The 11,967-nt window shown below is 52.3% G+C and carries 19 protein-coding genes and 1 rRNA gene; 18 read left to right on the top strand and 2 right to left on the bottom strand.

Annotation, left to right across the window (positions count from 1 at the left end; all coding sequences use genetic code 11):
• Window positions 1–3 precede the first annotated feature (3 nt).
• The 3 genes from rrf (at window position 4) to ACLHZ1_RS07390 (ending at window position 2,643) form a co-directional block, all read left to right on the top strand.
• A 5S ribosomal RNA gene (gene rrf / locus ACLHZ1_RS07400) occupies window positions 4–118 on the top strand.
• A 435-nt stretch (window positions 119–553) separates the two neighbouring features.
• On the top strand, window positions 554–1,186 hold the full coding sequence (locus tag ACLHZ1_RS07395) for a LysE family translocator (RefSeq protein WP_427261546.1): 633 nt from the start codon (window positions 554–556) through the stop codon (window positions 1,184–1,186).
• Window positions 1,187–1,434: 248 nt separating this feature from the next.
• On the top strand, window positions 1,435–2,643 hold the full coding sequence (locus tag ACLHZ1_RS07390; protein ID WP_081045704.1) for a tyrosine-type recombinase/integrase: 1,209 nt from the start codon (window positions 1,435–1,437) through the stop codon (window positions 2,641–2,643).
• Window positions 2,644–2,832: 189 nt separating this feature from the next.
• Here ACLHZ1_RS07390 and ACLHZ1_RS07385 read toward each other — a convergent pair whose 3' ends face one another.
• A complete protein-coding gene (locus tag ACLHZ1_RS07385; protein WP_155601929.1) occupies window positions 2,833–3,837 on the bottom strand; it encodes a hypothetical protein in 1,005 nt (334 codons plus the stop codon).
• A gap of 293 nt (window positions 3,838–4,130) precedes the next feature.
• Here ACLHZ1_RS07385 and ACLHZ1_RS07380 point away from each other — a divergent pair, with 293 nt between their 5' ends.
• Together ACLHZ1_RS07380 and ACLHZ1_RS07375 are read left to right on the top strand one after the other, a co-directional pair.
• Window positions 4,131–4,334, top strand: coding sequence for a helix-turn-helix transcriptional regulator (locus tag ACLHZ1_RS07380; RefSeq protein WP_058395919.1), 204 nt, complete (start codon window positions 4,131–4,133; stop codon window positions 4,332–4,334).
• 374 nt (window positions 4,335–4,708) lie between these two features.
• Window positions 4,709–5,686 (top strand): YagK/YfjJ domain-containing protein, encoded by a 978-nt coding sequence (locus tag ACLHZ1_RS07375; RefSeq protein ID WP_239410888.1) that lies wholly within the window; start codon window positions 4,709–4,711, stop codon window positions 5,684–5,686.
• 137 nt (window positions 5,687–5,823) lie between these two features.
• On the opposite strand, the gene ACLHZ1_RS07370 is transcribed toward ACLHZ1_RS07375, so the two are convergent.
• A complete protein-coding gene (locus ACLHZ1_RS07370; RefSeq protein WP_058395921.1) occupies window positions 5,824–6,168 on the bottom strand; it encodes a helix-turn-helix domain-containing protein in 345 nt (114 codons plus the stop codon).
• 270 nt (window positions 6,169–6,438) lie between these two features.
• On the opposite strand from ACLHZ1_RS07370, the gene ACLHZ1_RS07365 reads away from it, so the two are divergent.
• From ACLHZ1_RS07365 to ACLHZ1_RS07305, 13 genes are all read left to right on the top strand, one after another.
• Window positions 6,439–6,804: a hypothetical protein gene (locus ACLHZ1_RS07365; RefSeq protein ID WP_058395922.1), complete on the top strand. Its 366-nt coding sequence runs from the start codon at window positions 6,439–6,441 to the stop codon at window positions 6,802–6,804.
• Between the two features lie 17 nt (window positions 6,805–6,821).
• On the top strand, window positions 6,822–7,508 hold the full coding sequence (locus tag ACLHZ1_RS07360) for a hypothetical protein (protein ID WP_239410890.1): 687 nt from the start codon (window positions 6,822–6,824) through the stop codon (window positions 7,506–7,508).
• A gap of 84 nt (window positions 7,509–7,592) precedes the next feature.
• Window positions 7,593–8,156, top strand: coding sequence for a lecithin retinol acyltransferase family protein (locus ACLHZ1_RS07355; protein WP_058395923.1), 564 nt, complete (start codon window positions 7,593–7,595; stop codon window positions 8,154–8,156).
• Window positions 8,157–8,191: 35 nt separating this feature from the next.
• A complete protein-coding gene (locus ACLHZ1_RS07350; RefSeq protein ID WP_058395960.1) occupies window positions 8,192–8,617 on the top strand; it encodes a DUF2787 family protein in 426 nt (141 codons plus the stop codon).
• Between the two features lie 10 nt (window positions 8,618–8,627).
• The gene (locus ACLHZ1_RS07345; RefSeq protein WP_058395924.1) at window positions 8,628–9,056 is read left to right on the top strand and encodes a hypothetical protein; all 429 of its coding nucleotides are present in this window, start codon (window positions 8,628–8,630) and stop codon (window positions 9,054–9,056) included.
• Window positions 9,031–9,315, top strand: coding sequence for a hypothetical protein (locus ACLHZ1_RS07340; protein ID WP_058395925.1), 285 nt, complete (start codon window positions 9,031–9,033; stop codon window positions 9,313–9,315). The genes ACLHZ1_RS07345 and ACLHZ1_RS07340 overlap by 26 nt, the downstream gene beginning before the upstream one ends.
• A gap of 89 nt (window positions 9,316–9,404) precedes the next feature.
• The gene (radC, locus tag ACLHZ1_RS07335; protein WP_058395926.1) at window positions 9,405–9,902 is read left to right on the top strand and encodes a RadC family protein; all 498 of its coding nucleotides are present in this window, start codon (window positions 9,405–9,407) and stop codon (window positions 9,900–9,902) included.
• A complete protein-coding gene (locus ACLHZ1_RS07330; RefSeq protein ID WP_058395927.1) occupies window positions 9,899–10,090 on the top strand; it encodes a hypothetical protein in 192 nt (63 codons plus the stop codon). The genes radC and ACLHZ1_RS07330 overlap by 4 nt, the downstream gene beginning before the upstream one ends.
• A gap of 25 nt (window positions 10,091–10,115) precedes the next feature.
• A complete protein-coding gene (locus tag ACLHZ1_RS07325; protein ID WP_239410892.1) occupies window positions 10,116–10,454 on the top strand; it encodes a hypothetical protein in 339 nt (112 codons plus the stop codon).
• A 148-nt stretch (window positions 10,455–10,602) separates the two neighbouring features.
• Window positions 10,603–11,109, top strand: a complete 507-nt coding sequence (locus ACLHZ1_RS07320) for a hypothetical protein (protein WP_058395929.1) — start codon at window positions 10,603–10,605, stop codon at window positions 11,107–11,109.
• The gene (locus ACLHZ1_RS07315; RefSeq protein ID WP_058395930.1) at window positions 11,109–11,324 is read left to right on the top strand and encodes a hypothetical protein; all 216 of its coding nucleotides are present in this window, start codon (window positions 11,109–11,111) and stop codon (window positions 11,322–11,324) included. Before ACLHZ1_RS07320 ends, ACLHZ1_RS07315 begins: the two co-directional genes overlap by 1 nt.
• Window positions 11,321–11,683, top strand: a complete 363-nt coding sequence (locus tag ACLHZ1_RS07310; protein WP_058395931.1) for a hypothetical protein — start codon at window positions 11,321–11,323, stop codon at window positions 11,681–11,683. Before ACLHZ1_RS07315 ends, ACLHZ1_RS07310 begins: the two co-directional genes overlap by 4 nt.
• The gene (locus ACLHZ1_RS07305) at window positions 11,680–11,967 is read left to right on the top strand and encodes a hypothetical protein (protein ID WP_427261545.1); all 288 of its coding nucleotides are present in this window, start codon (window positions 11,680–11,682) and stop codon (window positions 11,965–11,967) included. Before ACLHZ1_RS07310 ends, ACLHZ1_RS07305 begins: the two co-directional genes overlap by 4 nt.

The following is an 11,967-nucleotide window of genomic DNA, read 5'->3' as shown; positions in this document are numbered from 1 at the left end:
TTGCCTGGCGGCCATAGCGCCGTGGAACCACCTGATCCCATGCCGAACTCAGAAGTGAAACGCGGTAGCGCCGATGGTAGTGTGGCATTCGCCATGCGAGAGTAGGACACTGCCAGGCACCCAATTAACGATGATGCGACAGCGTCGTCGGCCATGCGAGAGCAGAACGCTCTTGGCAGGCAGCCAACACGAAAAACCCCGCTCATCGAGCGGGGTTTTTTATTGCCTGACACTCAGCTGACCGATTGCAATGGCCTGGCGATGCCTTGCTCCTGAACGCCTGGTCCATTCATTACTCCTTCTCGGCTTTCCTCGCGGCACTGGATTGCCACACGATCCTGTGCGATATGTGTTCGTTCTTTCCGTTTGCTGTAGCCAACGCCGGAGCAGGGTTCTGCTGCGCCCCCGCACCGCCCCCTTCGGCACTTCTCCCTATTTATCATCTCCGTTCGTTGCGGTTATTCCCTTTGTTGATAATCACTATCGCCGGAAACGGGAGTGACAAGCCCCGCAGGATCCATAGACTGTTTCTTTCATGCACAAGGAGTTGTCTATGTTGGGGATCCACGATCTGGCGTTGTTTGTTGTATCTGGCTTGTTGTTGAACATGATGCCGGGGCCGGACTCCCTGCTCATCATGCTGCGCAGTGGCTCGCAAGGCTGGCGGGCGGGTTCGGTGGCGGCGCTGGGCATAGGAACGGGTACCATGGTGCATGTGCTGGCGGCGGCCCTGGGGCTGTCTGCACTGCTGAGCGCCTCGGCCGAGCTGTTCGTCGTCATCAAGCTGATGGGGGCACTCTATCTGGTCTATCTGGGGATTTCCCTGCTCAGGCAAGGTGCGACATCCCCAGCCATGAGCGAGCCTGCGGTGTCGCTACCAGTGCTCTCCTATGGACGGATCTTTCGGCAGGGGTTGCTCACCAATGTGCTGAACCCAAAGGTTGCTCTGTTCTTTCTCGCCTTTGTTCCCCAATTCATCGCCCCCGATGCGCCGCAGAAGGCGCTGGCCTTCATCGTGCTGGGCTGTATCTTCAACTTCAATGGAATGATCTGGTGCCATCTGTTGGCGTTCTCGACCGCCTATGCGAGTCGCAAGGCGCGTCTGCCTGCCAGGTTCGGGCGCTGGCTCAATCGGCTGATGGGAGGCTTGTTCGTTGGGCTCGGCATCAAGCTGGCCGTGGAGTGACTCTCATCCATAGTGAAAACCGGCCATAGAAAAAGGCGTATCCCATCGCTGGGATACGCCTTCGTCTGCACTGCAGCAGGATGACCGGGATCAGTTCATGCCGTATTATCACACCACCTGTCTAATGCTGTTTGATATTGCCCATGGATCTAGTCTATCTGGCTGATTTTTATCTTTAAAATACCAATTCTTGTCTAAAGTTATCTTAGGGTATATAAGACAGGTGTGGGTTCAAGTGTGGGTTCAAAATGGCAATTTCAGATTCAAAACTCAAAGCAATGCTGCGTGGTCACGATGATGATACGCCCAGAAAGGTTGCGGACAGGGATGGGCTATCTGTTCTGTGGAGGAATAGCGGAAAAGTCAGCTTCGTGTATCGCTATCGAATTTTAGGCAAGGCAAAAAACCTGACTCTGGGCTCCTATACCGGCCAAGAGGGGGGGGTGTCGCTTTCCGAAGCTAGGAAAAAGGCGGCGCAATGTCGAGCTTGGTTGGAAGAGGGCAATGATCCCGCCTTGATGACTCGGATCGGGAAAGATGAAAGGCTTAAGCCTGTCACGGTTAAAGATGCACTCGAGTATTGGCTCTGCCATCACGCCGATAAGAAAAGGTCGAACAGTGAGAAGCATCGCCAGCAATTTGCGAAGTGGGTCTATCCCCGTATCGGAGATCTTCCTTTGTCAGATTGTGATACTCGTCACTGGTTGAGCGTCTTTGACGAGTACTCGAAGGTAGCACCTGTGGCTAGTGGGTATTGTTTCCAAAATTGTAAGCATGCTCTGAAGTTTTGCCGTGTCAGGCAGTTTGCTGTGAGTAATGCGTTGGACGATTTGACCGTCGCTGATGTTGGGCAAAAAGCGAGTAAGCGAGATAGGGTGCTGACGCTAGAAGAACTGCAAACACTATGGGATTGGGCTGAAAAGCTAGGCCCATATTGCTACTACGGAAATTTGGCCAAGATTCTGTTGTCGTTCGGCGCAAGAACTCAAGAAGCTCGGCTATCAGCACCCGAAGAATGGAATCTAGTCGAAGGTACATGGACAGTTCCTGCGTCCAACTCAAAAACAGGTAATAAAATTGTAAGACCAATTCCTGGTTTTATTCGACCGACGATAGACGCTTTGCTGAAAGCCGCCGCCGCACAGTCATCTTCATACTTGCTAGGGGAGCTCAAGCGACCAGAAGCGGTAAGTCAGTGGGGAAGGGGAATTTGGAAACGGATCGGGCATCGCACCCCTTGGACATGGCACGATCTGCGAAGGAGCTTAGCGACACGCCTAAACGAGGCTGGTATTGCCCCTCATGTCGTGGAACAAATTTTAGGTCATGCTCTACCGGGTGTAATGGCTCACTATGTTCATACGGTTCGGTTACCGGAACAAAAAATGGCTCTGGAGTTGTGGGGAGAGATATTAAGACCATCAGAACAACAGAATGATAATGTAGTGCATCTATAAAGCACCTAGAAAAATATTTTTACCACATAGCGTTATGACTCTATGAATCCACCATGATTTTATATTATCACTGTTATGAGGAGAAGGCTGTGCTTTATGAATGATAGATCATTTTCATAAAACACAGTACCTCCCTCCTAAAATAGGACAGTCAATAAATTTCAGAATAAATAGGCATTGGTAATATGTTTATTCATAATGTGCATCACAAATCAATTTTTCAATCAATGCCGTCCTTGTTGTTTTATAATGGTTTGCTAATGAGTTTAGTTTTTCATTTGTGTCTTGACTAAGATAAAATGAAGATGGTTTGATGGTTTCTCTCTTTATTCTTGTTTTTTGTCGTGATGCCGCATTTTTAAATTTAAGCATTACTAAGGCTTGTCGATCTCTGTTTAAGCAGAGTAGATCCCATGCGGTTATAAGTTGCCGAGCAAGGAAATTAGGGGCTTCATATTCATTTGCCCACAATGGGATAGTTCCAGTGAAAACCTGTGTTTTAAAATAATTCCATGCCCATTCTGTCATGTTTTTATTTTTTTTATACCAATTAACCATGTCATTGTATTTTCTTTGCTCAACCAAAAGTTTATCAATGACCTTTATTTGATTTATTTTTGTTTGTTCTGAACAATTCCACCTGTCAAAAAAATGGATAATATCCTCCGCACGGTCTTCTATTCTTATATTCTCGTTTTTTAAATGGAGAATATTGAACATTAGTCTTCTCTCATGGGATTTATAATTTCGCCTTGCATATGGGCCATCGTTATCAGTAGTGTTGTAATGCGTAAGTGGAGATAGCTCTAATGGCATATCATTTAGCCCCTGACGCAAGTAATTAGCAGAAGAGTAGAGTCTCAGAATGCTCCATGTAAAGTCAATAGTACGATCATCTAATAATAATGGTGTAAAGAGGTCAATGTGGATGATATTACCTTTTGCAATCATCATTAGAACATCAAAGATACCATCTGGATCTTTTTCATCAATATCAATGCCATATTTTCTTATGTATGTAATCAGCAAATTATGTTTCGAATCATTAAACAATGAACTTATCACATCTTTAATTTTTAATGCCTTTGAATCATCACTTATATAAAGGTAAATGCTTTCCTCATTTCTAATTAAATGCAATAAGTCGAAAAAAACTAAATCAATGATGCGGGAATTGTCGCTTATCTTTACCATGTCTGTACACCGTACATAATCTGTCAATTTTAAGCACAAATCTAGCATATATTTTGTCATTATCAAGCTTATTTTTTGTCCGTTTGTTGTCGTTTAAATCGCCTGAGGCAAGGCTGGGCGAGCCTCAGGCGGTTTATCAGTGATAACTTTTGAGAAAAAGGAGGGGGGGGGGCGCGATAGAGCTCTTCTTGAGGAAGGCTACTGGTTGAAGAATATGAATGGAGTGGTGTCTCTAAAAAAAAACTACGGGGCTCTTCTGATGAAACAACCCACTACATCATCAGGAGTACACAATGAACAACACCATCAAAGTCCTGCGCATCAAAGACCTCATCAACAAGATTGGCATGGCCAGGTCTACTATCTATGACTGGCTTAATCCCAAGTCTCCTCGTTATGACGAGACATTCCCCAAACCCTTCAAGATAGGTCAGTCCTCTATTGGCTGGTTTGAGCACGATGTTGATAGCTGGCTTATTCGTAGAAGCCAGTCTTGAATGCACTTTTTTCATTCCTAGTGAGCTCCATAACTTCCAGCGTTATAAATCATGCCTTGATAGGCTAATGGGTTAAGAAAACGACCATTCCTTCTTATATATGTTTTTTGGTATTTACGTAGGTGAGGTAGGCATATCGCGTTTAGGTATATTTATTATTTAATATCACTTCTATTCAATACTATCCCTACGCTATGTACAGCCACCCATATACAACCAATAACCCTTACTACTATCGCATACCATTACACCACTCTCATGTGGTGGTCATGCTACCACCAGCATAGTTAGCCAATACCATTCCACCTATCGCCCCTATATACGCGTGTGTCTATCACACAGCGTAGGGTGACTCCTGCCTAAGCGAGGCCATCATGTTTAACTCAATCAGACTATTAGATATCCTATCCTTAACAGACCGGCTCCAAAATACAACGCTTCCTATTATCAGGGCTGTTTATTCAGCCCCTGGTAAGTCACGCATCACTTGCATTGGTCGTAGGCTATCAACCAAACTCTTTAATGCGTTGGATACTGTGTGTGATTATTTTTATTGTCATGAGGAAGTATCGTCAGCGCATCCAACGGTAGAGTTATTCCTAACGCATATGCGAGAGGTTTATGGATTGCACCTCATCCATGAGCGATATCTCGATGGTGATGTCGGTGACGAATTAGCCAGGGATATCAATAACGCGCTGTATGCGTTTCTATGGGACTTTAAGAGTCAGGCGCACCGTAAGCGCCTCAAGAACCTCAAACGCGTTGAGAGCCGCAATCAGCGCAGCATATCGACGTATGTCAATAGCCTATTCGACCAGCATGCCAAACTATTAGTCATCCGATTGGATATCGGCTATCACGAAGACTACTACGACCAGCTCACGTTAGACCTCGTGACGGATGACCGAAATTCTTACCTTCGAGAAATACAGAGAAAATACTCTGCATTGGTGGGGTATATCTGGAAATTTGAGTACGGTGTTGATAGACGCTTTCATATCCATATTACGTTCATTTTTAATGGGGCTGTACACCAACAAGATATCTCGTTGGGTAGAGCGCTGGGTGAGGCGTGGGAGGACATGCCCGATAGTAATGGGAGCTATTACAATTGTCAGATCAGGCGGGAGGAATATCAGCGATGGGGCACTGATGGGATTGGGATGGTTCACTACAGCGATACAGTCAAGCGTATAAAGCTGATTAATGCACTGGGTTATCTGACCAAGCTGGGTTTGCAGCTATTGGCGGTATTGCCAGCCGGTCGTCGGACCTTCGGGCGTATGGAGACACCATTGCCACAATCTCGGCTTGGCAGACCTCGGTTATTGCTCTGTAGGTCTGATTGAAAGATAACTCAGATAGATATCATCAGGAGACACCGAGCACATATCGCTGTGAAGCTGCTTGGGAGCGCCATTGCGGCCTCCCAAGTTATCGGCCCTGGCACCTACATCAGTCTGTCATCGATGCGCTCTCTGAGCCATTAAGGGGCCAGTCGTGCCACCAGCTTATCAACCACCTCCAGCACCAGTTCTCTGTCAGCTGTATCGAGCCGGGCCAACTGCTGGCTGAGCACAATGCCCTGCTCGGTAGGGCGGTTACTGGTCTCACGTAGGAAGTCTGCGAGCTCACAGCCAAACAGCTGAGCCAATTGTGCTAGCCGCACGACTGTCGGCACCACGAGGCCTCGCTCCATCCGAGAGACGGCTTCCATACCAATCTTTAAGTGCTCTGCCACTTGATCCTGAGTCAGCCCCGCCTGCTGGCGTTGGCGTCCAATCGCTTTGCCCACGCTCTTGGCCAGCTCTTCAGAGTTGATGTTTGTCATAAGTCCTCCAGTCAACCCTGATAGTTGACTATGGACTCTTGTTGACATTAAGGACCCTTTGCGATGAGGATCACCCCATTAGATCTAATTCACTGAAATAGTCACCCCAACATCGAAAGGAGTTCGACACGACCTAACCTCACGCCATCCCCTTGGTGGCATTTGGCTATCAGCCAGCCCCACCATTAACCCATTACGTTTACACCCGTTACCCGACAGGCTCGCCTCGTCGGTCAGGCATCCTTTTGCCATTTTTATCCTGGAGAGATCATGAATCGCACACTGCTTTATCCCTTACTGCTGGCCTGCGGCCTATCGCTGAGCGCTTGCGACACAGCATCCGCTAATAGCCCAGAATTCAATCTAGACGTGGAATACACCGCTATCGGGCGACCTCAGATCCTCGTCACCTCGCTCAACGATCAAGTCACCATCCAAAAAGTGCTGATCAATGGCGGCAAGAGTAAATGCCGGGTGATGCTGCGCAATGACATCGGTGGTCAGCTTGGGGGGACCTATTTCCCGCTCAAGCTCAATTACACCCAACGCAGGCTCTTGGTCATGACCGAGCCGTGCCGATTGAGGGAGGTCACCCTCTTCACCAATCTGGGCAATGCCTCTTACACCATTGAATAATTCGTCTGGAGAATGACATGACAGAACAAATCAAACTGGCACTGTGGTGCACATGGTTATCGCTGTTTGCTATACCGACCTGGGCTGCGCCTCAATTCACTGTGCCGACCGTCACCACGCGGGTACCGGCCAACGTCGAGGGGACCCTCAATTTCGCCAGCATGCAGTTTTGGATAGAGACCCCGAAAGGGGAGCGCATCATGTTGATGCCGCAGGAGGAAGATGAGCCAACGCTCATCCCCAGAGTCAGCCAGCCGGTTGCACTGAACGGTTTTATGCTGACCTATTCAGATGGCAGTCGTTACTTCGAACCCTCCTTTGCACCTGCGACCGCTGCATCAAGTACCACGTCATTTACCATCGTGAAAAATGACGATTACAGTATCGTTATCCGTTATGGGGATGACGTGCTGCTGCGCACCGATGAATATGACGCCATCGAGCTCACGCACCGATTGCCACTGGCCAACGGGCAGGCGGTCTTGTTTGAGCTGCACAGTGGCGGGGTGGCATGCCCGGTGCTCTATCAGCTGGCGGTCGCCCAGACGGGTGCGTTGACCATGCTTTCACAACCCTTTGGTACCTGTAGCGATGAAGGCAAGCTGACCCCCGAACCCAACGGTTTCAGCCTCGACCTGCCCGGTAATCCTCGCCAGCGCTGGGCATGGGATACCAACAGCCTGACGCTGCGCAAGCAGTCCTGACCTCCAGCCTCTACGCATTCACCACCATCAGGGCACCTTCGGGTGCCCTCTGTTTTATGCCGCATTTTATTTAAGGAACAGCCCATGCCATTACCGCAACTAGGGGACCACCTCGTCTCCCCCCGCACCGGCTACCAGCACCACGGCCTCTACCTAGGAGGCCATCAGGTCATCCACTACCAGGGGGTCAGTGCCGGAATACATTCTGGTCAGATAGCTATCGCCACGCTTGCTGAGTTTAGCCAAGGGCATGGTTATCGCATCCAGCCCCATAGTGCACGAGCTTTCAACCGGGAGGAGAGTATCGACCGTGCTTACTCCCGCCTTGGAGAGGCGCACTACAGCACGCTCTTTAACAACTGCGAGCACTTTGTGCTCTGGTGTATCGAGGGCTTTCACTACAGCAAGCAGATTGACCAGCTCATTGCCACGGGGTGTATCGCACATCAGGCACTTCGCACCGTGGCCCAGCAGCCCACCCTTGCGGCCCTGCCTGGCATGGCCACCAGCACGGCACTGAACCCATCAGCAACTACCGCTGTGACCGCCGCAGTCTGTGCGCTGCTTGGGAGCTCGGCCACCTCGCTGGCGGCCCCCTTGGCTGCCACCTATGGCCTCTACCGCGCCTGGCGCTGGTTCAGGGATTGACGGGCCCCACATTCGATACGAAAGGACACACCATGATGACCATGCCATTTCACCTGGCAGGGATGGCCCTGCCAATTTCCCCCGAGCTGCCTGACTTGCTGCGCAGCGCCGTGCGGGAACAACTGCTCGACCTCACCGACCTCTCGACCCTGACCTTCAACTTTCGCAGCCCCGGCTACAGTGCCGAAGCGGGCGGCCTCCATCCGGTAGAGCTGCGGCTTATTCGGGGATTACACGGCTGGGTCTTCGATTACATCACCGACTTCAGTTACCAGGGGCTGGGCCAGGATGCCGAGCTCTGCAAGGAGCTCGACTTCAACCTCTCTTGCGACGAGCACTATCTGCAGGGCTGGGGACCACTGCCCGGCGTGGAAGCACGCGAACTGTTCGCCCTGTGGCAGCGCAATTTCATTAGCTACGCCCAGTTGGGGTATTTCACCGTCACAGTCAGCGGGGAGTAGGAGGTGTGCGATGACTAACGAACTGCCGCTCTCCCACACCTCGCGCCAGTGGTTGGGGCTGGTCGCGGCCAAAGCCAAACTGCAGCCGACTCGCCAGGGCGAGCGCTGGTTGCTGCACCTGACTCCTGGTAGCCCACATGCCCGCACCGTCACGCTGCATCTGCGCTGGGCTGGGATGCAGTGGCAACTGCTCTCCCTCACCAATGCTGAGGACTGGCGCACCATGAGCCAGCCCGTGGATGAAATCTGCGTTGACCCTGCGCGTCGCTGTTTCTGGCGCTGTCAGGCTGGACCGGTGCCACTCTCTGAGCAGCCCCGTGTGTTGGCAAGTTTCCTAGCTGACCTGCAGCGTACCTACACTCATCACGGTTATCGTGTGGAAAGTGCCCCCTTACCCCAAGAGGAGGCGCACGATGCCCAAACAACCGATAGCCGTTGAGCTTGAAGCGATTAATCGAGAGGGGGAAACGCAGGTGGTGCGTGACAGTGGCCTACCCGTGCATGGCTACAGCGTCTACCTGCGAGCCATGGAGGCCAGCAGGCTGGCACTGGCCACCTGGGTAGCTGACTACGACACCATAGGACCGGCCTACCAACTGGCGGAACGGCTGAGCATTGCACTCGCGATTCCCCTCACCGTGCAGGTCCCCGGAGCACTGATACCGGTACAGAGTGGCCCCGCAGCCACGGGCAACTGAACATCCCTCAAAGTGAACCAACAACCTATCTACCTTTGACCCCGCCATGCTTCATGCATGCCGGGGTCTTTCTTTTTCTGGAGACCACTATGCGTTACCACAAACTGAAAGCCGGGGAATGCCCCGGCACTTATGTCGTTACCGAACCGGTGACCGAGCAAGACCTGCTGCGTATCGCCAATCAGATTGCCCGCAAGCGCCTTGCCAAAGGCACCGCCATCACCAGTACCACAGAAGCCGCCGAGCGACTGCAAACCTTGCTGCAGAACCGGGAGCACGAAGTGTTTGGCGCACTGTTCCTTGACTCCCAACACAGAGTAATTGCCTTTGAGGAGCTGTTTCGTGGCACCCTCGATAGCGCCAGCATCTACCCACGGGAAGTGGTCAAACGGGCCATACTGCTTTGCAGTGCATCGATTATCGCGGTTCACAATCACCCAAGCGGTGACCCGGAACCCAGTCAATCAGACCGGGTCTTTACCCAAGCCCTCAAAGAGGCCTTGGCGCTGGTCGATGTGCGATTGCTTGACCATCTGGTGGTCGGTGCAGAGGGGGTCGTCTCGCTGGCCGAGAGAGGCCAACTATGACTCTAACCCCAGGCAAACCTCACCTCACCGCACTCGATATCCTCCTCGAGCTGCGCTGCTGGCTTGCAGACAACGTCGAGATGCAAGCAGAGCCCGCCATCGTGGCCCACCTGCCTAACGGCTACCTGCTCACCCAGGCTGACTGCATAGAGGTCATTGATGCGCTGCTGCATCAGTTGCGGCACTAATCAGTGCCCAGAAGAGACAAGCACGATGCGATTACCCAATCCCTATTCCCTTGAGGAAACGCTCGAGAAGCTACGCCATGGCCTGGCAGTCGCCAGTAACGAAGAAGCACTGACGTTGCTGGAAAAGGCCGTCACCAAGGCCCGTGATGACAAGGTTTATGCCAGCCAGCTTAAAGAGTCCTTGCTGCACGGCTCCACCGTCGAGATACGCGAATGCCTCAGTTGTTTTGGCGACTACTTCGAGCGCTCCCGAGACGCTCCGCCCTATTACCCACACCACGACGCCGTCAACGGCATTGATTGTGCGCTCTACGCCATCCTGTTTGATGCTGCTCACCCCGACACACGCCAAGATCACCAATAACGAACCGTCGATCGCCGAATAACATGCCGATCACGTTTCCACCCGATCACCCGGATCATCCGCGCCAACACCAGGATCCGGATATTCCGATCCCCCAGCAAGGCCACCTCATCAAAGGTGGCCTTTTGCATTTCAAGGAGTCATTCCCATGTCTGCTTTCATGATCGATCGCAAGGACTATCTTGCCTTTGCCGTCCAGTTGCACCGCTTTTGCAATGCCCCGATGCCACCGCACTACACCCTTGAGTTACTGCGCACCCTCTGGTGGCTCGCGCCCGCAGACACGACCAGTACCTGGACGTGGCGGGTAGATCGGTTAGTGCGACTGATGATGCTCGCCAACCGGCGTGCAGTTTGGCATCGCTATCAGCTGGGGCGTCAGCAAGACCACAAGGAACCACGCCAGCACCGCTCTACCAAGCTGAGCCCGCTTAAACCTTTCCATCGTTACCATCAGGCACCACTCACCGATAGCGAGCTGGTAACCCTGTACAAATTCACCTGCTGCGCCCTGTACCAATCGAGCGAATGGAGCGGGAGCCCTGAGCAGGCTCCCCGGCTGGTGAAGGTGATACAGCAGTTGCAGCAAGCGCTGGCGCAAGATGTGCTGACCCGGTTGTCACTGTGGGAACAAGCCCCTTGGGGAGAGATGTGATGAACCTTTCCATCACCCTGACCATGACGACTTCACCACCGGACGGTACAGCCCAGATAGCCCAACGCATCGCCGATGACATGGCACACCTGCATCACCGTCTGGGTGATGGGGTCAGCGATGAGCTTGGCATCAGTATCAGTTACCTGGTCGAACAATTTGCGCTGTTGGCAGCGGCTTACCGTGCGCCTGCAGAAAGAGAGAAACACCCATGATCGAATTCAAGGACAGCTTTAGCCAGGCCGCCGTAGCGGAGGCCATGTGTGCCCATCCAGCACTTGCCAAGCTCATCAGCCAGCAGTTGATGCTGCCGGGCTTTGCCTATGCCCATGATGTGGAGGGAAGGCGTATTGGCGGCCCGCTGGTAGCACCCAACCCAGTGCTGCACAAGACCACGCTCTTTGTCAGTCCCCGCGATATGCGTGAGCACCTGCCACGAGAGATTAACTTCGCCCGCTTTCGCTGCACCTGTAATGCTGCGGGTCAACCAGTCGGCGAGTGGCAACGGGTGATAGTCGGTGCCTACGTTAACCATGGCAGCAACGACGCGCCGGATTGGAGCAGCCATACATGACAACGCCCACGGCATCGCCAATGGCGCCTGAGAGTGCTATCGCCAGTCTCCGAGCTCATATCGAGGAGTTCATCGCACTGGAGCTGACCCACAAGTTCGATACGCAGTTGGCAACTCTGGAGCGTTCCGGCGGGCTGGACCTGGATAACTGGGACGGGGCAAATCTGGTCCTGCCCCGCACCGTGACCACCGCGCTGCTGGAGGCTGCCGCCGAGCGGGTGATTTGGCACAGCCACCGCCGTCGCTATCAGCGAGACATCAACCGCCTCAAGCAATCGCTGTAG

Source organism: Aeromonas sobria (genome assembly GCF_050266975.1).
GTDB lineage: Bacteria > Pseudomonadota > Gammaproteobacteria > Enterobacterales > Aeromonadaceae > Aeromonas > Aeromonas sobria_B.
Note: the sequence above shows the minus strand (reverse complement) of the source record. Positions and strands in the feature narration are given on the sequence as shown.